This is a genomic window from Luteimonas suaedae, from assembly GCF_008312895.1.
GTDB lineage: Bacteria > Pseudomonadota > Gammaproteobacteria > Xanthomonadales > Xanthomonadaceae > Luteimonas > Luteimonas suaedae.
Map to the genome: position 1 here is coordinate 16,463 of NZ_VSSP01000011.1, position 18,513 is coordinate 34,975.

Consider the following 18,513-nt stretch of genomic DNA (forward strand, 5'->3'; position numbering starts at 1 on the left):
CGACCATGACGCGCCGCCTGCCGATCATCCACTCCATCACCGAGCATGACGCCGGCCCCTACCGCATGGAGCGGCTCGACCTGGAGTTCGGCAACGGTGAGCGCCGCCGTTTCGAACGCCTGCACGGACGCGGCCATGGCGCGGTGGCGGTGGTGCCGCTGATCGACGACGACACCGTGCTGCTGGTGCGCGAGTACGCCGCCGGCGTGCACCGCTACGAGCTCGGGCTGGTGAAGGGTCGGATCGACGCCGGCGAGACGCCGCTGCAGGCCGCCGACCGCGAGCTCAAGGAGGAAGCCGGCTACGGCGCACATCGGCTGGAGGTGCTGCGCTCGTTGACGCTGGCGCCCACCTACATGAGCCATCTCACCTGGCTGGTGTTGGCGCGCGACCTGTATCCCGAGCGCCTGCCCGGCGACGAGCCGGAGGAGCTCGAAGTGGTGCCGTGGAGGCTCGACGCGCTGCACGAGCTGATCCTGCGCGAGGATTTCTCGGAAGGCCGCTCGATCGCCGCGCTGTTCCTCGCCCGCGAATACCTGCAGCGCCATGCCGGTCGCTGACCGCATCCGCGAAGGCGTGATCGCCATCGCACGCGAGGCCGCGGACGCGATCCTGCACGTCTACGCCGGCGAATTCTCGGTCGAGCACAAGGACGACGCCTCGCCGCTGACCGCCGCGGACCTGGCCGCGCATCGCTGCATCGTCGAGGGGCTGGCGGCGCTGACGCCGGATATCCCGGTGCTGTCAGAGGAGTCGGCGGACACTGTGCCGGTTGCGCTGCGGCGGCAGTGGCCGCGGCTGTGGGTGGTCGATCCGCTCGACGGCACCCGTGAGTTCGTCAAGCGCAACGGCGAATTCACCGTCAACATCGCCCTGGTCGAGGACGGCGTCGCCACGTTCGGGGTGATCCAGCAGCCGGTCACCAGTGCGCTATGGCACGGCGCGCCCGGCCACGGCGCCTGGCTGTGCGAGGGCGCCAGCGAGCGCGCGTTGCACGCGCGCCGTCCGGCGCACGCACCGCTGCGCGTCGCCGCCAGCCGCTCGCATCGCGACGGCCGCACCGAGGCACTGATGGCGCGCATCGGCGACACCGAGCCGGTCGCCCTGGGATCCTCGCTGAAGTTCTGCTGGCTGGCCGAGGGACGCATGGACGTGTATCCGCGCTTCGGCCCGACCAGTGAATGGGACACCGCCGCCGGCCAGGCGATCCTGGAGGGCGCGGGTGGCCTGGTGGTCGATCCGCGCGGGCGCCCGTTCCGCTACAACCAGCGCGATACCCTGCTCAACGGTGATTTCATCGCCCTGGGTGATCCCGAATTGCCGTGGAGGGATTGGCTGTGAGCGCAACCGCGTCTTGGTCGGGCGGTAGCAGGCGCTTCAGCCCCGACCCGGCGTAGGTTGACGGCAGATGCCCTCTGCCCTTGTGTCTCTTGGCAGCGCGCGGCGGCGCGCCTATCAGTAGCCGCCACCGACCGGGCTGCCTGGGGCGGTCGCGGCTGAAGCCGCTCCTACAAAGGGCAGGATGTTTTGGAGAAGGATGGCATGCAGGAAAACGGCGACATTCGGCAATTGCTCGAGATCATGGCGCGGCTGCGCGATCCCGACGGCGGCTGCCCCTGGGACGTCGAGCAGACCTTCGCCACGATCGCGCCGTACACGGTCGAGGAGGCCTACGAGGTCGCCGATGCGATCGACCGCGAGGACCTGCCCGCGCTGAAGGACGAACTCGGCGACCTGCTGCTGCAGGTGGTGTTCCACGCGCGCATGGCCGAGGAGATGGGCGCGTTCGCCTTCGACGACGTGGTCGACGCCATCTGCGACAAGATGGTGCGCCGGCATCCGCACGTCTTCGCCGGTGCCTCGGTGGAGGACGCCGAGGCGCAGACGCGCGAATGGGAGGCGCACAAGCGCCGCGAACGGGCGGCCGGCGGCGAGACCGACGCTTCGGCGCTGGCCGGCATCGCCCGCGGCCTGCCCGAGTGGCAGCGTGCGCTGAAGCTGCAGAACCGTGCCGCCAAGGTCGGCTTCGACTGGCCCGCTCCGGCGCCGGTGATCGACAAGCTGCACGAGGAGATCGAGGAGGTGCGCGCCGAATTCGCTGCGGTTGCCGCCGACCCGGACGATGCCGCCGCGCAGGCGCGGCTGGAGCAGGAGATCGGCGATCTGCTGTTCGTCGCCGCGAACCTGGCGCGGCATGCGCGGGTCGACGTCGGCACCGCGATGCGCCGCGCCAATCTGAAGTTCGAGCGCCGCTTCCGCAGCATGGAGGCGCTGGCTGCGGGCGACGGCACGTCGCTGCCGGTGCTGTCGCTGGTACAGCAGGAGGCGTACTGGCAGCGGGCCAAGCGCGCCGAGACGGCCGACCGCGAGGCCGCCGACGAATGAGATGCACGCCGGCGTGGCCCGGCGATGCGACATGTGGCAAGGCAAGCGCGTTCAGCACCGGGCAACACGCCGCCGCGAGGGAGCCGTGCCGCTTCCGCCGGCTTGCCTTGCCCGGCGGTCGGCGCGCCGTTGTGCCCGGTCGGCATGGCGTCCATCATGGATTCCCCGCGCGCGGCGCAGCCCGGGAGGGAACGCGAATGAGCCGTTTCAACAGTTTCCGCGAGTTCTATCCGTTCTACCTGAGCGAGCACGGCAACCAGATCTCGCGGCGGCTGCATTTCATCGGCAGCTGCGGCGTGCTGGTGCTGGTGGCGGTGGCGATCTGGCAGCGCAACGGTTGGTGGCTGCTGGCGGCGCTGGTCTGCGGCTACGGGTTCGCCTGGGTGGGGCACTTCTTCTTCGAAAAGAACCGGCCGGCGACCTTTCGGCATCCGCTTTATTCGTTTGTCGGGGACTGGGTGATGTTCAAGGACATCCTGACGGGAAAGATCAGGTTCTAGAGCAATTCCGGTGCAAGTGTTGGCAGGTCCCTTCTCCTGCTTGCGGGGTGAGGGCCTGCGGCTTCCGCCCGAACGCCCAGGCGCTGCGCCATGGGCCGGGGGCGTAGCGAGAGCCCGCCCCGAAACGCTGTTGGTCGGGATGTCTAAAGCCTGTCCCCGAATGCGTTAGTCAGGGGTGACATCGGCCACGCAACAACTTCTTCACAACCTCTGCACCGGCGGGGCGGCATTCTTCACAAACCTGAAGAATCCCCTTTTCCATTCGGAGTCGGTATGCGCGGAAACCAGGAACCTGGCGGTCTGATCCTGATCGTCGAGGACAATCGCAATATTTCGGAAATGGTCGGCGAATATCTCGAGGGCCGCGGATTCGAGGTCGATTACGCGGCCGACGGCCTCGACGGCTACCGTCTGGCGTCGGAGAACAGCTACGACGTGATCGTGCTGGACCTGATGCTGCCGCGGCTGGACGGGATCGAGGTCTGCAAGCGCCTGCGCGAAGAGGCCCGCAAGTCCACCCCGGTGCTGATGCTGACCGCACGCGACACCCTCGACGAGAAACTGACCGGCTTGGGTTCGGGCGCCGACGATTACCTGACCAAGCCGTTCGCCATCCAGGAGCTGGAGGCGCGGCTGCGGGCGCTGATTCGCCGCGAGCGCCGGCAGGTCGGGTCCGAGGTGCTGAAGGTCGCCGATTTGGTGCTGGACCCGGCCAGCCTGCGCGCCACCCGTGCCGGCCAGGAACTACAGCTCTCGCCGATCGGTCTCAAGCTGCTGACGATCCTGATGCGCGAGTCGCCGCGGGTGGTCAGCCGCCAGGAGATCGAGCGCGAGATCTGGGGCAACAGCCTGCCGGATTCCGACACCCTGCGCAGCCACCTCTACAACCTGCGCAAAACGATCGACAAGCCGTTCGATCGGCCATTGCTGCATACGGTGCAGAGTGCGGGTTACCGGATCGCCGATATCGAGCAGTCGCCGAACTGACAACGCCGTCGCTGTCGGGTCACGCATCATGCCGCAGGGTCTGCCCCGTAAATTGCGCTTCGCGTTCCTGATGCAGGCGGCGTTGGCAAGCCTGGCGATCGTGATCGGCGTCACCCTCGCCTGCGCCGTTGCGGTGCGGGTGCTGATCGACGCGAGGCTGCGGGCCGAGGCGGACGAGTACTGGGCGGCGCATGCGGCCGGTGGCGCGCATCTTGCGCCGCGTACCGACGTCACCGAGATCTATTTCGCCGCGCCGGGCACCCTCCCGCCGGATCTGCCGTCGGTGCTGCGCCCGCTGCGGCCGGGCGTCCATCAGCTGCCGGGTTTCGACCGCCAAGTCCTGGTGGAGGAGCGGCCGGCGGGCCGCCTGTACGTGAGCATGTCCTTCGCCCACGCCAAGCGCGTGCTCTGGAGCGGCGCGCTGGCGCTGATGCTGACCGCCATGCTGGCGCTGTACCTGGTGACCTGGATGACCTACCGCACGTCGCGGCGGCTGGTGGCGCCGGTGAGCTGGCTGGCGAACGAGGTCTCGCACTGGGAGCCGGATGCGGTCGACGCCGGCAGGTTGGCGCCGGAACGGGTCCCCGGCGACGTCGGCAGTGAAGTACGCCAGCTCAGCGGCGCGCTGCGCGACCTGTCCGAACGGGTCAGGGCATTCGTGCAGCGCGAGCGTGACTTCACCCGCGACGCCAGCCACGAACTGCGCACGCCGTTGACAGTGGTCCGGGTCGCCACCGACATGCTGCTGGCCGATCCCGGAATGCCGGCGCATTCGCACCGCTCGCTGCAGCGCATCCAGCGTGCCGGACGCGACATGGAAGCGGTGATCGATGCCTTCCTGATCCTGGCCCGGGAGGCGCAGATCGCGCCGCAGGGCGAGGAGTTCGACGTCCGCGAGGTGGTGCTGGACGAGGTCGACCGGGCCAGGCCGCTGCTGGCGGGCAAGCCGGTGGAGCTGTGCGTGACCGGCGATGCCGCGCCGCGCCTGCACGCGCCGCCGCGGGTGCTGGGGGTGATGCTCGGCAACCTACTCAGCAATGCCTGCGTGTTCACCGAGAGCGGGAGTATCGAGGTGGCGATCGCCGAAGACCGCATCACCGTGCGCGACACCGGCATCGGCATGTCGCCGGACATCCTGCAGCGGGTCTACGATCCGTTTTACCGTGCCGACCAGTTCGCGGCCGGCGGCAAGGGCATGGGACTGTCGATCGTACGCCGGCTGGGCGAACGCTTCGGCTGGCCGGTGTCGCTGGACAGCCTGCCGGGGCAGGGCACCACCGCGGTCGTTCGCTTTGCCTGAGGGGCTGCCGGGCCTACTTCCCGGCGGCGCTGCCGAGCCGTTCAAGCGGCGTTGGCCCACCGTGTCAACGCCGACCGGTGCGGCGCGTTCCTGCCATGACCTCCGATGACCGACACCCGATGAGTCCAACCCGCCGCAAGCCCGCGCGCCCGCGCACCACCCGGTCGAAGCTTCTCCGCAATCTGGTTCTGGTCGCCGTGGCACTCGCCGTGGCCGCTGGCCTGTGGGTGTGGCAGCAGGGGCGCACGGGCGCCGACGAGGGCACCTGGCGCACCACCGAGATCGAGCGCGGCGACATCCGGGTGGCGATCTCGGCCACCGGCACGCTCAGCGCGACCTCGACGGTCATTGTCGGCAGCCAGGTCTCCGGCCAGGTCACGGACGTGCTGGTGGACTTCAACGACACCGTCGAGAAAGACCAGGTGATCGCGCGCATCGATCCCAGCACCTACCAGGCGCAGATCGACCAGGGCAATGCGCAGATCGCCGCCGCGCGCGCCGCACTGGCGCAGGCGCAGGCCACGCTGCGCAATGCCGAGCTCGACCACCGGCGCAAGGCCGATCTCGGCGGGCGGCAGCTGGTCGCGCGCAGCGACGTCGACCAGGCGCGCGCCGCCCTCGACCAGGCGCGCGCCCAGGTCACCTCGGCACAGGCGCAGATCCGGCAGCAGACCGCTTCCACCCAGGCCACCCAGGTCAATCTCGACCGCACCGTGATCCGCTCGCCGGTCGACGGCGTGGTCCTCACCCGCACCATCGAGCCCGGCCAGACCGTGGCCGCCAGCCTGCAGGCACCAGAGCTGTTTACCATCGCCGAGGACCTGAGCAAGATGCAGATCGAGCTGAGCGTCGACGAGGCCGACATCGGCCAGGTGCAGAAGGGTCAGGACGTGTCGTTCACGGTCGACGCCTTCCCCGAGCGCCAGTTCCGCGGCGTGGTGCAGCAGGTCCGATTGTCGGCGACCGATACCAACAACGTCATCACCTATCCGGTGGTGGTGAGCGTGGACAACAGCGACGGCACCCTGCTGCCGGGCTTGACGGTCAACGCCGAGATCCTGGTCAGCCGGCGCGACGACGTGCTCAAAGTGTCGAACGCCGCGCTTCGCTACAAGCCCACCGATGCGCAGGCGCCGCCCCCGCAGGGCGCGCCGGCGCGCAGCGGCGGCGTCGCCGACGATCTGGCGCGGCTGGCCGATGCGCTCGAGCTCACGCCACCGCAGCGCGCCGAATTCGAGCCGGCGCTGGCCGCGATCCGTGAACGCATGAACGCACGCCAGGCCGCGCCTCGCAGCGGCGGCGGCCCAGGCATGTTCGGCGGCGGAGGCGGCAGCATGCGCATCGTCACCGGCGGCCCGGGCGGCGGCGGTGACGCGGCGCAGATGCGCCAGCGCCTGCTGCAGCGCTACCAGCAGGATTTCGCCGCGTTCCGGGACACCCTCGACGAGGCGCAGCGTGCGCAGTGGGATCGGGAGCTGGCGGCCCTGCTGGGGGCGCGCCGCGCACCGCTGTACAAACTGGTCGACGACCGGCCGCAGATGGTCATGGTGCGGGTCGGCGCCAGCGACGGCAGCAGCACCGAGGTCGCGGGCGATATCGCCGAGGGCGATCTCATCATTACCGGCGAGCGTGCGCGGTGACCGAAGCGGAGGTCCCGATCATCGAGACCCGGGCGCTCGGCAAGGTCTACTCGCCGGGCACCCAGGCCGAGGTGGTGGCGCTGAGGCATGTCGACCTGCGGATCGGGCGCGGCGATTTCGTCGCCATCATGGGGCCGTCGGGCTCCGGCAAGTCGACGCTGATGAACCTGGTCGGGTGCCTGGATACGCCCAGCAGCGGCCAGTACCTGTGCGACGGCATCGATGTCGCCACCCTCGATGCCGAGGAGCTGGCGGTGCTGCGCCGCGACAAGATCGGCTTCGTGTTCCAGGGTTTCAACCTGCTGCCGCGGATGTCGGCGCTGGAGAACGTGGCGATGCCGCTGGGCTACGCACAGGTACCGCCGGACGAGCGGCGCGAACTCGCGCACGAGACGCTGATCGCGGTCGGCCTGGGCGATCGCACGTCGCACCGGCCCAGCGAGCTGTCCGGCGGCCAGCAGCAGCGGGTGGCGATCGCACGCGCGCTGATCAACCGCCCGCCGATCCTGCTCGCCGATGAGCCCACCGGCGCGCTCGACAGTCGCACCGGCGAGGAGATCATGGCCCTGTTCAAGCGCCTGCGCGACGACGATCACACCGTGGTGCTGATCACGCATGACGCCGAGGTGGCCGCGCATGCGGACCGCATCTTTGCGATGCGTGACGGTGAGATGCATGAAGAGCGGTGATTCGGGATTGGTGATTCGTGATTGGGAGAGCAGGAGCGTGAAGCAGAGGCAGTCAGGACACCGAGGATCCGCTACGCCCGCCGGGTGCCCGGCATGGCGCCGACAGTGCGTCTTGCTTGTTTGCGAATCACGAATCACCAATCACGAATCACGACACCCATGAACTTCGCCGACGTCCTGCGTACCGCAATCTTCGCCCTGCGCGGCAACTGGATGCGCAGCGCGCTGACTTCGCTCGGCGTGATCATCGGCATCGCGGCGGTGATCGTGATGGTGTCGGTCGGGCAGGGGACGCAGTCGGAGATCGACAACCTGGTCTCCGGGCTGGGCTCGCAGCGGCTCGACATCTCTCCGGGCTCGCGGCGCGGACCCGGCGGCGCGCGCATGAGCGCCAGCAGCTTCTTTACCCTCAGCGAGGGCGACGTGGAGGCGATCCGCAACGAGATCCCGGAAGTGCAGTACGTCTCGGGGTCGCTGCGCGGCAATGCGCAGGTGGTGTTCGCGGAGAACAACTGGGCCGCGACCTGGCAGGGCGTGCAGCCCGACTACTTCGAGATCAACGGCTGGCGCCTGGCCGAGGGCGAGGGCTTCCAGCCGCAGGACTACACCGGCGCCGGCAAGGTGGTGATCCTCGGCGAGACCGTGCGCCGCGAGCTGTTCGGCGAGGACAGCGGCATCGGCGAGACCGTGCGCCTGGGGCGGGTGCTGTTCACCGTGGTCGGCACGCTCGAGCCGAAGGGCCAGGGCGGGTTCGGCCAGGACCAGGACGACGTGGTGATGGTGCCGATGGAAACCGGCCGCCGCCGGCTGCTCGGCGCGATGGGCCTGCCGCCGAACGCGGTCATGCAGATCGCGCTGACGGTGCGCGACGCCGACGACCTGCCCTACGTGCAGGGCGAAATCGAGGCGCTGCTGCGCCAGCGGCACCGCATCGATCCCGGCGACGAGGACGACTTCACCGTGCGCAACATCTCCGAGATCGTCGCCACCCGCACCGCGACCACGCGGCTGATGTCGCTGCTGCTGGGCGCGGTGGCGACGATCTCGCTGATCGTCGGCGGCATCGGCATCATGAACATCATGCTGGTCTCGGTGACCGAGCGCATCCGCGAGATCGGCCTGCGCATGGCCGTCGGCGCCGGACCCTCCGACGTGCGCCGGCAGTTCCTGGCCGAGGCGATGCTGATCTCGCTGATCGGCGGCGCGATTGGCATCGTGCTGGGCGTGGCCGGCGCGTTGCTGGTCGGCCGGCTGGGCGCGCTGCCGGTGCAGCTCAATGGCCAGGTGATCGCGCTCGCCGCCGGCTTCTCGATCGCCACCGGCCTGTTCTTCGGCTACTACCCGGCGCGCAAGGCCTCGCAGCTGGACCCGATCGAGGCATTGAGACAGCAATAGGGCGAGGAGTGAGTGGAAAGGAGTGAGAAACGAGAGGGGTTGCCTTTGCTCGTTTCTCGCTCCTCTCCACTCATTTCTGCCTTATCCTCTGGTTTTAATCGAGGCAAAGACATGCGTTTCCTGATCCTTCTGTTGCTGGCGACCGCAATGACGGCATACGCGCAAGACGAACCGGCTTCCCGCGTCGCCCTGGTGATCCACGGCGGTGCCGGCGTGATCGAACGCGACACGCTGAGCGCGGACGTCGAGGCCGCGATCCGCGCCGACCTCGATCGCGCGCTGGATGCCGGCCATGCGCTGCTGGCGGACGGCGGCAGCGCGCTGGACGCGGTCGAGGCGGCGGTGCGGGTGCTGGAGGAGTCTCCGCGCTTCAATGCCGCCAAGGGTGCGGTGTTCAACGCCGAGGGCCGCCATGAGCTCGACGCATCGATCATGGAAGGCCACACCCGTCGCGCCGGCGCGGTGGCGGCGGTACGCACCGTGCGCAGCCCGATCCGCCTCGCCCGCCGGGTGATGGAGCAGTCACCGCACGTGATGCTGATCAGCGACGGCGCCGAGCGATTCGCCGACGACCACGACGACCTGGAGCGGGTGGCGAACGACTGGTTCGACACCGAGCTCCGGCGCGAGCAACTGGAGCGTGCGCAGCAGCGCGAGCGTGCCGAGGCCGAGGCAGACGTTCCTGCCGACCTGCGCGGGCGTTATTTCGGTACCGTCGGCGCGGTCGCGCTGGACGCGCACGGGCACATCGCCGCCGCCACCTCCACCGGCGGCATGACCAACAAGAAGTGGGGCCGGGTGGGCGATTCGCCGATCATCGGTGCCGGTACCTGGGCCGACGCCCGCTGCGGCGTGTCCGGTACCGGCTGGGGCGAGTTCTTCATCCGCAACGCGGTGGCGCACGACATCTGCGCGCGCGTGGCCTATGGCGGACAGTCGCTGCAGGAAGCGGCCGACGCGGTGGTGATGCGGGTGATTCCCGAGCACGGCGGCGACGGCGGCGTCATCGCGCTGGACGCCGACGGCAACATCGTCATGCCGTTCAACACGTCCGGCATGTACCGCGGCTGGGTGAAGCCGGACGGCTCGCGCGGCACCGCGGTGTTCCGCGAGCGCGACTGACGGCGAGCGCCGCGCGGACATGCGTCGATGGCCGGCCGGAGCGCCGCAATGATGCCCGCGATCGATCGCGAGACGTATCGCACGCTGCGCGACCAGGCCCGGAAGCTGACGCGCAATGCGGCCGATGCCGAGGATCTGCTGCAGGAAGTGCTGCTGGCGGCGTGGCGCGCCGGACGCGCCGATCCGCCATGGCTGGCGGGGGTATTGCGCCGCCAGGCGGCGCTGGCGATCCGCGGCGCGGTGCGTGCGCGACGCCGGGATCGGCTTGCCGAGGCAGGCGCATCTGCCGGGCATGATGCGTCGGCGGTGGAATCGGTCGCCGCCCCCTGCACCGCGCCGCAGGTGTTGCGGCAACTTCCACCCGCGGCGCGCCAGGTGGCTGTGCTCGCTCTGCACGGGTTGTCGCCGGAGGAAATTCGGTGGGTTCTCGAACTCTCGCCCGCCGCCTTCCGCCAGCGCCTGACCTCGATCCGCAAATCGCTCGATCTCGCCTCGCCCGACCTGCGGGCGCAGGCGCGGGCGCTGGCCGACGTGCGCGATCCGGCGCGCAGCGCCGACCTGCAGTTTGGGCTGGTGCGACGCGCACTGAAGGCCGCGCTCGGTGGGCGTGCCGCGCTCGGCACCCACGACGAGGACGGGCATCTGCTCCTGGTCCGCCGGCATGCTCACACTTCCGGCCCCGGCGGCAACGAATGAAGGCCTGTTCGGAAAGCGCCAACAGGTCCTACAACCCACACAGGAGAGGGTCATGCTCGGCCAAGCCAAGCTCGAAACCGTGGTGTTCTTCGTTTCCAGACTGGAGCGCAGCATCGCGTTCTATCGCGATACGTTGGGGCTGGAGGTGGCCCTCATGGACGGACACGACGGACCGTTCGCCGTCGCCCAGGCAGGGCCGGTCTCGCTCGTGTTCATCCAGCGGGAAGCCCGGGTAGGCGAGACACCGATCGCGGTGTTCAGCCTTGCCGGTGGCATCGACGACTGCGCGCAGGCGCTGGCCGCGAAGGGCGTGGAGATCGTGGTGCCGGTCAGCGAGGCGCCGGACGGTGGGCTGTCGCTGGATTTCCTCGATCCGGATGGCAACGTGCTCAGCCTCTACCAGCCGGCAGGCGCGCCGCGTTCGGGTTGAGGCCGCGCTGCGCTGCGCCGCATCCATCGCCGTGGATGGCCCTAGGGTCGGCCCCATCCGGGGCGGCCCCATGTTGTGCCGCGTCACGGCCGCCTCGACACTCGGTGGCATGCCCTCGAATCTCCGGAAAGGGCACCGGTCCACGGCAGGAGCGCGCACATGACCGCCATCGGCAGCCACAACATCGTCTGGGGCGACACGCTATCGCAGATCGCCGCCCGCTACGGCAGCAGCGTGAGCACGCTGATGTCGCTGAATTCGCAGATCCGCGATCCCGACCTGATCTACGCCGGCGACACATTGCGGCTGTCCGACGATACCAACGACGCCAACGCCGACGGTACCGGCCCGGTGTCCGGACCGGAGACGGTCGCCGGGCCAAGAACCGTCAGCGGCAACAACGCCGCGGCGATCGCCGAGCAGTTCCTCGGCCGCAACGCCGGCGAGCTGAAGCACAGCGACGAGCTGCCGATGCAGTCATGGGTGCCGAACAACGTCAACTGCGCCAACTTCGTCTCGGCATGCCTGCAGAAGGCCGGGCTGATCAACGCCGGCCAGGCCAGCGCCTCGGTCGACGTGCTCGCGGGCAACCTCAAGGGCGCCGGCTGGCAAACGGTGTCGCTGCAGAATGCCCGGCCCGGCGACGTGGTGCTGATGCAGCGCGACGGCCAGTCGCACGTGGTGCTGTTCGCCGGATTCGAGAATGGCCAGCCGAAATTCATCGGTTCCAACAACGTCAATGCGGATGGATCGCAGCGGGTGAGCTGGGGCGGCGCCTCGGGACGCTACGAGATCATCACTCCGCCGCGCTGACCCGGCCCGAGGCTGCTGATCCTCCGTAGGAGCGCGCCATGCGCGCGATGCCGCGGGCACTGCGCCGCCCGCGAACTCCGGTGACCGGCGCGCCTGTCGGTCGGGCATCGCGGCATCCACCGGATCCTGCCGGCACTCGCGGCATCGCGCGCTCCTACGAAGGACAAGCCTGCCTCAGAAGCCGAACAGCGCCGCGGGCGCGCCATGCTTCGGCGGCCAGGCGAGCCAGGCCACGTCGCCTGGGCCGATGGTGTGGTCGACCACCTCCCAGTCGCCCTCGGGCCGACGCTTGAGCAGGGCGGCATAGGTGTCCGACATCCCGCCCTGCACGGCACGTTCGGCGTAGCGCGTGCCGTCCAGCGGCAGCGGACCGCCTTCGGCGGCACGCATCCGGCCCAGCAGGAACACCCAGTTGCCGAGCCGGTCCAGCCGCTCCACCTCGATCCGTGCGTGCGGACCGAATTCGGCGACCAGCGGGCTGCCGGCGAGTGCGAGCAGGGGCGCGTAGTCGTCGTCGTCCGGCTGCAGCGATTGCAGGGCCGGTCGTGCGAATGCGTCGTTCATGGCAACTCCCAGGGCAAGGGCAAGGACGAGTCCGAGATTGGCAACGATCCTGGGCATGGGCGCGATGCTCGCAGCTCCCGGCTCAGGAACGCGTGAGGCCGCAGGACGGCGCGCCGGATGGCGGCCGGTACCGGCGGCATGTCAGCGCAGGTACGGCGCGATGATGTCGCGCCACAGCGCGTAGCCTTGTGCGTTCATGTGCAGCGCGTCCTCGGTGAACAGTTCCGGGCGCGGTTGGCCGTCGGCGCCGAGCATCGGTGTGAACACGTCGATGTAGTCGACATCCGGTGTCCGCGCCGCCCAGTCCCGCACCAGTGCGTTGGACGCGCGCTGCACCTGCAGCAGGTGGGCCCGCGACGGGCTGGGCTTGATGGCGATGAAGGCGATCGGCGTGCCGGGCAGGTCGTGGTGGACGCGGGCGACGAAGGCCTGGAAATCCGCCAGCACCTGCTGCGGGCTGCGCCCGTCCATGGTGTCGTTGTCGCCGGCGTAGATCAGGATCCGGCCAGGGCGGTAGCGGATCGCCACTTCGTCGGCGTAGTGCACCGCGTCGCGAACGTGCGAGCCGCCGAAGCCACGGTTGAGTACGGGTTGGTCCGGAAAGTCCTCGGCCAGGGTCGTCCATAACCGCACCGAGGAACTGCCGGTGAAGACCACCGGGTGCGCCGGCGGCGGGCTGGCCGCGTCCTCGGCGGCGAAGCGCGCCATGTCTCCGGCCCATTCCGGCGCGGACACCGGATCGAGCGCCGGCACGCCGCTGTCCGTCGCCCCGGCGGCGGCCACGGTGGCCGGCGTTCCGCTGGCGGCGCATCCGGTGGTGAGCAGCAGTGCTGCCAGGATGGCGGACAGGAACGGCGTTGGGCGCGGTGGCATGTCGGCTCCGGAAGCGGCTCGAAGCGCCAGTGAAGCAGCCGGCCGCGGGCTTTGCAAACCCGGGTCCGTTGCCGGGCAACTGTCATCGGCAGTGGCGAGCGTTATGGCAGAATGTCTCCATTCCGGCCTGGCCAGAACCGCCCGAGTCCCATGCAGCCGATTCCCGAGCAGTCCCCTTTCGGCCGCCGCGCCGTCGCCCGCCAGACCCTCGTCCTTCCCGCTTACGCCGGCCGTTTCGCCCGGCGCGCAGTTTGACGGCCGTCCCGTGGCCGACGAATTCGGGCACCTGCCGCGCCGGCCGGAGCGGATCCTCAAGGCCACGCTGTGGTCGTTGCAGGGCCTGCGCGCGGCGTGGCTGCACGAGTCGTCGTTCCGGCTCGAGGTCTACCTGCTGGCGGTGCTCGCGCCACTGGCGCTGTGGCTGGGCGGCAACGGCGTCGAGCGCGCGCTGTTGCTCGGCAGCTGCCTGCTGGTCCTGGCCATCGAGTTGTTGAACTCGGCGATCGAGGCGGTCATCGAACGCTATGGCCCCGAGCACCACGAGCTGGCCGGGCGTGCCAAGGACATGGGCTCGGCGGCGGTGTTCGTCGGGCTGCTCAACGCAGGCGCGACCTGGGCGCTGATCCTGATGCCGCGCTGGCTGTAACGCTGCGCGTGCCACCGCAAAGAACACGAGGAAACGTAACGCATGATGGCGCTGTTGACTGACCCGCAGGTCTGGATCCTGCTGCTGACGCTGAGCACGATCGAGATTGTGCTCGGCATTGACAACCTGGTGTTCATCTCGATTGCGGTCGGCAAGCTGCCGATGGCGCAGCGCGAGTTCGCCCGCAAGTTCGGGATCGCGGTGGCCTGCATCACCCGCATCGGCCTGTTGCTGACGCTGGCCTGGCTGGCGCGGTTGACCGACGACCTGTTCGCACTGTTCGGCCACGGTATTTCCGTGCGCGACCTGGTGCTGATCCTCGGCGGTTTGTTCCTGGTGGTGAAGGGCGTGCTGGAGATCCGCGAGCAGGTCGGGGGCGGCGAGGACGAGGCCGGCCATGTCGCCGGCAAGGCGGCGGTGTCGTTCGGCGCGGTGATCGCGCAGATCGCGGTGATCGACATCGTGTTCTCGCTCGACTCGGTGATCGCCGCGGTCGGCATGGCCGCCGAATACGTGCCGGTGATGGTGGCCGCGATCCTGATCGCGGTCGCGGTGATGCTGCTGGCGGCGCAGCCGCTGGGCCGGTTCATCGACGCCAACCCGACGGTGAAGATGTTGGCGCTGGCCTTCATCGTGCTGATTGGCGCCTACCTGATCGCCGAGGGATTCGAGGCGCACATCCCGCGCGGCTACATCTATGGCGCGATGGGCTTCTCGGCGCTGGTCGAGATCCTCAACCTGTGGGCCAAGCGCAATACCATGCGCCGGGCGGGCATCACGCCGCCGCCGGTGGATGAGCCGCGGCGGCCGATGCCGCGATGACCCCCCAGCCGTTCCGAGGAGTCGATACCCGATGACGCATCTGCACCAGATCGATCCGGTTGCGATTTCGCTGCCCGCTGTCGAGTTGTTCGGCCGCGCCTTCCATCCGCAGGTGCACTGGTACGGGATCATGTACGTGGTCGCGTTCGTCGTTGCCTGGTTGCTCGGCCGCAGCCGGATCCGCGCGGGCCGGCTGCCGGGCGTCGACGAGAACGCGTTCGGTGACCTGATGTTCTACGGCATGCTCGGCGTGATCCTGGGCGGCCGCATCGGCTACGTGCTGTTCTACGCATTCGGCGATTTCCTGGCCGATCCGCTGCTGCTGTTGCGGGTGACCGACGGCGGCATGAGCTTCCACGGCGGCCTGCTGGGCGTGTTGATCGCGTGCTGGCTATGGGCGCGCAAGCACCGCCTGCACTTCTTCGACCTGATGGATTTCGCCGCGCCGATCGTGCCGCCGGGTCTCGGTTTCGGCCGTCTGGGCAACTACATCGGTGGCGAACTCTGGGGCAAGCCGACCGGCGGCGACTGGGGCGTGGTGTTTCCCGGCAGTCTGCCTCCGCAATATCGGGAGCTGGGCCCTGACGCCCTGCGCAGGCTGCACGAGTCCGGGGCTTTGGACACGTTCGCGCGGCATCCCTCGCAGCTGTACCAGGCGTTCCTCGAGGGCCTGGTGCTGTTCTGCATCCTGTGGTGGGCGTCGCGGCGGCCGCGTGCGCGCTATGCGATCTCGGGGCTGTTCGCTCTGGGCTATGGCGTGTTCCGTTTCCTGGTCGAGTTCGTGCGCGAGCCGGATGCGCACCTGGGCTATCTGGCCTTCGGCTGGCTGACCATGGGCCAGGTGCTGAGCCTGCCGCTGATCCTGGTGGGCGCGTTCTGGCTGTGGAAGTCGCGCGGCGCGCCGGTGTTGCAGCCGCAGGCACCCGGGAAAGCCGCAACACCGGAGACCTCCTGATGCGCCAGTACCTGGAACTGCTGCGGCACGTGCTCGAACACGGCGCCGACAAGTCCGACCGCACCGGCACCGGTACCCGCAGCGTGTTCGGCTGGCAGATGCGCTTCGATCTCGCCGAAGGCTTCCCCCTGGTCACCACCAAGAAGCTGCACCTGCGCTCGATCGTGCACGAGCTGCTGTGGTTCCTGAAGGGCGAGACCAACATCGCCTACCTCAAGGACAACAAGGTCTCGATCTGGGACGAGTGGGCCGACGCCGAAGGCGAGCTGGGGCCGGTCTACGGCAAGCAGTGGCGGCGCTGGGCTGGCGCCGACGGCGGCGAGATCGACCAGATTCGCTGGGTGGTCGACGAGATCCGCCGCAATCCCGATTCGCGCCGGCTGCTGGTCAGCGCCTGGAACGTGGCCGACCTGCCGCGGATGGCGCTGATGCCGTGCCACGTGCTGTTCCAGTTCTACGTGGTCGACGGCAAGCTCAGCTGCCAGCTGTACCAGCGCAGCGGCGACATCTTCCTCGGCGTGCCGTTCAACATCGCCAGCTACGCGCTGCTCACCCACATGGTGGCTCAGGTGGCCGGCCTGGGCGTCGGCGATTTCGTGCACACGCTCGGCGATGCGCACCTGTATTCGAACCATTTCGAGCAGGCGCGCGAGCAGTTGACGCGCATGCCGCGGCCGCTGCCGACGCTGCGGCTGAATCCGGAGGTCGACGACCTGTTCGCCTTCACCTACGACGACGTCGCCGTCGAGGGCTACGACCCGCATCCGGCGATCAAGGCGCCGGTGGCGGTCTGAGCGGTGTCGCCTGGCCCAGCTTGTGGCCACGGACTAGGCTCGCAAAAGATGCGCGTTCGCCGTGCCTGCCGCCCATGATGCCGATGTCACGACCATGACCGAGATCGCCCTGATCGCCGCACTCGACCGTGACCGTGCCATCGGCCGCGGCAACGCCTTGCCCTGGCGTCTGCCGGACGACCTGAAGCGCTTCAAGGCGCTGACGCTGGGCAAGCCGGTGCTGATGGGGCGGCGGACGGCGGAATCGCTCGGCCGCGCGCTGCCGGGCCGGCGCAATCTGGTAATGACACGCCGTGCGCGCGCGCCGTTTGCCGGCATGGAGGCGATCGGCTCGCTGGCCGAAGCCGTGGTCCGCGCGCAGGCGGACCCCGCGGGTACGTTATGCGTGATCGGCGGCGGCGAGATCTATGCATTGGCGCTGCCGCTGGCGACGCGCATGTCCCTGACCCACGTCGATACGCGGGTGGAGGACGCGGATGCGTTCTTTCCGGCCTTCGATGCCGCGCAGTGGCGCGTCGAGGCGCGTGAGTCCAGGCCGGCCGACGCCCGCCACGCGCATGCGTTCACCTTCGTGGACTACGTCAGACGCGACGGGCAGGCGGGGCCGGGGTAGGCAATCAACGCTTCTTCCCGCTTGCGGGTTACTTCGTCTCTTGCCCCGGCACCTGCACGACACGCAGCTCTTCGCTGTCGAGCTGCAGTGCGGTCAGCTTGCCGCCCCACACCGCGCCGGTGTCGAGCGCGTGCACGCCGTGGCCGATGAACAGCCCCAGGGTCGACCAGTGGCCGCAGGCGATCTTTAGGTCGCGCTCGGCCCGGCCCGGGACTTCATACCAGGGATACAGGCCGGCGGCCTGGGTGCCCGGCGCGCCCTTCTCCTCGATCGCGATCCGCCCCCGCGGCGTGCAGTAGCGCATGCGCGTGAAGATGTTGACGATCGCGCGTTCGCGCTCGATGCCCTTCAGCCCCGGGTTCCAGTCCGGCCGGTCGCCATACATGTTCTTGAGCAGCTTGCGGTAGCCGTCGCCGCGCAACCTGCGCTCGACCTCGCGCGCGTGGCCCTCGGCCATCTGCGTGGTCCACTTCGGCGCCAGGCCGGCGTGCACCATCATCCAGCCGAGGTCGCGGTCCGCATGCAGCAGCGGACAGCCGCGCAGCCAGTCCAGCAGCGTGTCGCGGTCGTCGGCGAACAGCACCCGCTGCAGGTCGGTGTTGACCCGGCGCTGCTGCGCCTCGTCGCGTTCGGCGATCGCCAGCAGGGAAAGATCGTGGTTGCCCAGCACCACGTGGCTGTGCGCGCGCAACGTGTGCACCAGCCGCAGCGTCTCCAGCGACTCGCCGCCACGGTTGACCAGGTCGCCGCAGAACCACAACGTATCGGCGGCCGGGTCGAAGCGGATCCGTTCCAGCAGGCGCTGGGTCGGTGCGTAGCAACCCTGCAGGTCGCCGATCGCCCAGACGCTCATTCGCTGCCCGCCATGCGCGTCGGCCTCAATGCAGCGTACGCGGCACGGACAGGGTGAATGGCGGGATCGGTGCATCGAAGAAGGTGCCGTCGTCGCCGATCATGTCGTAGTTGCCCTGCATGCTGCCGACCGCGGTCTCGAGCACCGCGCCGGAGGTGTACTCGAACTGCTCGCCGGGCTCGATCCGCGGCTGCTGCCCGACCACGCCGTCGCCGCGCACCTCGTCGACCTTGCCGTTGCCGTCGGTGATGATCCAGTGGCGCCGCAGCAGCTGGGCCGGCAGGCGGCCGAGATTGCGGATGCGGATGGTGTAGGCGAATACGTAGCGATCGCGCTCGGGTTCGGACTCGTCGTCGAGGAAGCGCGTCGCGATCTGGATTTCCAGGGTGTAGTCGGCAGTCTCGTCCATCTCGCCAGTGTAATGGCCGCGGGTGAA

At 69.2% G+C, this 18,513-nt stretch carries 21 protein-coding genes and 1 pseudogene; 18 read left to right on the plus strand and 4 right to left on the minus strand.

The genetic code is table 11. From position 1 onward, the window contains the following. Positions 1 to 5 precede the first annotated feature (5 nt). From nudE to FXO19_RS14985, 13 genes are all read left to right on the plus strand, one after another. Entirely contained in the window at positions 6 to 560 is a 555-nt protein-coding gene (nudE, locus tag FXO19_RS14925; RefSeq protein WP_149195915.1) for an ADP compounds hydrolase NudE, read from the plus strand. Further along, positions 547 to 1,341, plus strand: coding sequence for a 3'(2'),5'-bisphosphate nucleotidase CysQ (gene cysQ / locus FXO19_RS14930; protein ID WP_149195916.1), 795 nt, complete (start codon positions 547 to 549; stop codon positions 1,339 to 1,341). Before nudE ends, cysQ begins: the two co-directional genes overlap by 14 nt. A 201-nt stretch (positions 1,342 to 1,542) precedes the next feature. Next, positions 1,543 to 2,385 (plus strand): nucleoside triphosphate pyrophosphohydrolase, encoded by an 843-nt coding sequence (mazG, locus tag FXO19_RS14935; RefSeq protein ID WP_149195917.1) that lies wholly within the window; start codon positions 1,543 to 1,545, stop codon positions 2,383 to 2,385. A gap of 197 nt (positions 2,386 to 2,582) precedes the next feature. After that, entirely contained in the window at positions 2,583 to 2,885 is a 303-nt protein-coding gene (locus FXO19_RS14940) for an Mpo1-like protein (protein WP_149195918.1), read from the plus strand. A 273-nt stretch (positions 2,886 to 3,158) separates the two neighbouring features. Further along, complete coding sequence (locus FXO19_RS14945) at positions 3,159 to 3,872, plus strand: response regulator transcription factor (RefSeq protein WP_149195919.1); 714 nt, start codon at positions 3,159 to 3,161, stop codon at positions 3,870 to 3,872. Positions 3,873 to 3,900: 28 nt separating this feature from the next. Then, a complete protein-coding gene (locus tag FXO19_RS14950; RefSeq protein ID WP_149195920.1) occupies positions 3,901 to 5,172 on the plus strand; it encodes a sensor histidine kinase in 1,272 nt (423 codons plus the stop codon). 119 nt (positions 5,173 to 5,291) lie between these two features. Beyond that, positions 5,292 to 6,812: an efflux RND transporter periplasmic adaptor subunit gene (locus FXO19_RS14955; protein ID WP_149195921.1), complete on the plus strand. Its 1,521-nt coding sequence runs from the start codon at positions 5,292 to 5,294 to the stop codon at positions 6,810 to 6,812. Next, positions 6,809 to 7,501, plus strand: a complete 693-nt coding sequence (locus tag FXO19_RS14960) for an ABC transporter ATP-binding protein (RefSeq protein ID WP_149195922.1) — start codon at positions 6,809 to 6,811, stop codon at positions 7,499 to 7,501. The genes FXO19_RS14955 and FXO19_RS14960 overlap by 4 nt, the downstream gene beginning before the upstream one ends. A gap of 159 nt (positions 7,502 to 7,660) precedes the next feature. Next, positions 7,661 to 8,896: an ABC transporter permease gene (locus FXO19_RS14965; RefSeq protein WP_149195923.1), complete on the plus strand. Its 1,236-nt coding sequence runs from the start codon at positions 7,661 to 7,663 to the stop codon at positions 8,894 to 8,896. A 111-nt stretch (positions 8,897 to 9,007) separates the two neighbouring features. Continuing rightward, positions 9,008 to 10,018: an isoaspartyl peptidase/L-asparaginase family protein gene (locus tag FXO19_RS14970; protein WP_149195924.1), complete on the plus strand. Its 1,011-nt coding sequence runs from the start codon at positions 9,008 to 9,010 to the stop codon at positions 10,016 to 10,018. Positions 10,019 to 10,066: 48 nt separating this feature from the next. Continuing rightward, the gene (locus FXO19_RS14975) at positions 10,067 to 10,714 is read left to right on the plus strand and encodes an RNA polymerase sigma factor (RefSeq protein ID WP_187775806.1); all 648 of its coding nucleotides are present in this window, start codon (positions 10,067 to 10,069) and stop codon (positions 10,712 to 10,714) included. 52 nt (positions 10,715 to 10,766) lie between these two features. Then, positions 10,767 to 11,144, plus strand: coding sequence for a VOC family protein (locus FXO19_RS14980; RefSeq protein WP_149195926.1), 378 nt, complete (start codon positions 10,767 to 10,769; stop codon positions 11,142 to 11,144). A gap of 159 nt (positions 11,145 to 11,303) precedes the next feature. Further along, complete coding sequence (locus FXO19_RS14985) at positions 11,304 to 11,957, plus strand: C40 family peptidase (RefSeq protein WP_149195927.1); 654 nt, start codon at positions 11,304 to 11,306, stop codon at positions 11,955 to 11,957. A 174-nt stretch (positions 11,958 to 12,131) separates the two neighbouring features. On the opposite strand, the gene FXO19_RS14990 is transcribed toward FXO19_RS14985, so the two are convergent. Together FXO19_RS14990 and FXO19_RS14995 are read right to left on the minus strand one after the other, a co-directional pair. Continuing rightward, a complete protein-coding gene (locus FXO19_RS14990; protein WP_149195928.1) occupies positions 12,132 to 12,521 on the minus strand; it encodes a hypothetical protein in 390 nt (129 codons plus the stop codon). 141 nt (positions 12,522 to 12,662) lie between these two features. Then, positions 12,663 to 13,394, minus strand: coding sequence for an SGNH/GDSL hydrolase family protein (locus tag FXO19_RS14995; protein ID WP_149195929.1), 732 nt, complete (start codon positions 13,392 to 13,394; stop codon positions 12,663 to 12,665). A 265-nt stretch (positions 13,395 to 13,659) separates the two neighbouring features. On the opposite strand from FXO19_RS14995, the gene FXO19_RS15000 reads away from it, so the two are divergent. From FXO19_RS15000 to FXO19_RS15020, 5 genes are all read left to right on the plus strand, one after another. After that, positions 13,660 to 14,040: a diacylglycerol kinase gene (locus tag FXO19_RS15000; RefSeq protein ID WP_149195930.1), complete on the plus strand. Its 381-nt coding sequence runs from the start codon at positions 13,660 to 13,662 to the stop codon at positions 14,038 to 14,040. A 42-nt stretch (positions 14,041 to 14,082) separates the two neighbouring features. Further along, positions 14,083 to 14,862: a TerC family protein gene (locus tag FXO19_RS15005; protein ID WP_425481486.1), complete on the plus strand. Its 780-nt coding sequence runs from the start codon at positions 14,083 to 14,085 to the stop codon at positions 14,860 to 14,862. A gap of 31 nt (positions 14,863 to 14,893) precedes the next feature. Then, a complete protein-coding gene (gene lgt / locus FXO19_RS15010; protein ID WP_149195931.1) occupies positions 14,894 to 15,817 on the plus strand; it encodes a prolipoprotein diacylglyceryl transferase in 924 nt (307 codons plus the stop codon). After that, complete coding sequence (locus FXO19_RS15015; RefSeq protein ID WP_149195932.1) at positions 15,817 to 16,611, plus strand: thymidylate synthase; 795 nt, start codon at positions 15,817 to 15,819, stop codon at positions 16,609 to 16,611. Before lgt ends, FXO19_RS15015 begins: the two co-directional genes overlap by 1 nt. A gap of 94 nt (positions 16,612 to 16,705) precedes the next feature. Further along, the gene (locus tag FXO19_RS15020; RefSeq protein WP_187775807.1) at positions 16,706 to 17,224 is read left to right on the plus strand and encodes a dihydrofolate reductase; all 519 of its coding nucleotides are present in this window, start codon (positions 16,706 to 16,708) and stop codon (positions 17,222 to 17,224) included. Between the two features lie 37 nt (positions 17,225 to 17,261). On the opposite strand, the pseudogene FXO19_RS15025 reads toward FXO19_RS15020, so the two are convergent. Both FXO19_RS15025 and apaG read right to left on the minus strand, forming a co-directional pair. Next, positions 17,262 to 18,077: pseudogene (locus FXO19_RS15025) on the minus strand (symmetrical bis(5'-nucleosyl)-tetraphosphatase); the annotation flags it as partial. 25 nt (positions 18,078 to 18,102) lie between these two features. Then, positions 18,103 to 18,486: a Co2+/Mg2+ efflux protein ApaG gene (gene apaG / locus FXO19_RS15030; protein WP_149195934.1), complete on the minus strand. Its 384-nt coding sequence runs from the start codon at positions 18,484 to 18,486 to the stop codon at positions 18,103 to 18,105. Positions 18,487 to 18,513 lie beyond the last annotated feature (27 nt).

Coding starts and splice junctions, on each gene's coding strand:
- cysQ (WP_149195916.1), top strand. CDS start 547: ATGCCGGTCGCTGACCGCATCCGCGAAGGCGTGATCGCCATCGCACGC.
- FXO19_RS14965 (WP_149195923.1), top strand. CDS start 7,661: ATGAACTTCGCCGACGTCCTGCGTACCGCAATCTTCGCCCTGCGCGGC.
- FXO19_RS14950 (WP_149195920.1), top strand. CDS start 3,901: ATGCCGCAGGGTCTGCCCCGTAAATTGCGCTTCGCGTTCCTGATGCAG.
- FXO19_RS15020 (WP_187775807.1), top strand. CDS start 16,706: ATGACCGAGATCGCCCTGATCGCCGCACTCGACCGTGACCGTGCCATC.
- FXO19_RS14970 (WP_149195924.1), top strand. CDS start 9,008: ATGCGTTTCCTGATCCTTCTGTTGCTGGCGACCGCAATGACGGCATAC.
- FXO19_RS14940 (WP_149195918.1), top strand. CDS start 2,583: ATGAGCCGTTTCAACAGTTTCCGCGAGTTCTATCCGTTCTACCTGAGC.
- FXO19_RS14955 (WP_149195921.1), top strand. CDS start 5,292: ATGAGTCCAACCCGCCGCAAGCCCGCGCGCCCGCGCACCACCCGGTCG.
- FXO19_RS14985 (WP_149195927.1), top strand. CDS start 11,304: ATGACCGCCATCGGCAGCCACAACATCGTCTGGGGCGACACGCTATCG.
- lgt (WP_149195931.1), top strand. CDS start 14,894: ATGACGCATCTGCACCAGATCGATCCGGTTGCGATTTCGCTGCCCGCT.
- apaG (WP_149195934.1), bottom strand. CDS start 18,486: ATGGACGAGACTGCCGACTACACCCTGGAAATCCAGATCGCGACGCGC.
- FXO19_RS14975 (WP_187775806.1), top strand. CDS start 10,067: ATGATGCCCGCGATCGATCGCGAGACGTATCGCACGCTGCGCGACCAG.
- FXO19_RS14980 (WP_149195926.1), top strand. CDS start 10,767: ATGCTCGGCCAAGCCAAGCTCGAAACCGTGGTGTTCTTCGTTTCCAGA.
- FXO19_RS14995 (WP_149195929.1), bottom strand. CDS start 13,394: ATGCCACCGCGCCCAACGCCGTTCCTGTCCGCCATCCTGGCAGCACTG.
- FXO19_RS15005 (WP_425481486.1), top strand. CDS start 14,083: ATGATGGCGCTGTTGACTGACCCGCAGGTCTGGATCCTGCTGCTGACG.
- nudE (WP_149195915.1), top strand. CDS start 6: ATGACGCGCCGCCTGCCGATCATCCACTCCATCACCGAGCATGACGCC.
- mazG (WP_149195917.1), top strand. CDS start 1,543: ATGCAGGAAAACGGCGACATTCGGCAATTGCTCGAGATCATGGCGCGG.
- FXO19_RS14990 (WP_149195928.1), bottom strand. CDS start 12,521: ATGAACGACGCATTCGCACGACCGGCCCTGCAATCGCTGCAGCCGGAC.
- FXO19_RS14945 (WP_149195919.1), top strand. CDS start 3,159: ATGCGCGGAAACCAGGAACCTGGCGGTCTGATCCTGATCGTCGAGGAC.
- FXO19_RS15015 (WP_149195932.1), top strand. CDS start 15,817: ATGCGCCAGTACCTGGAACTGCTGCGGCACGTGCTCGAACACGGCGCC.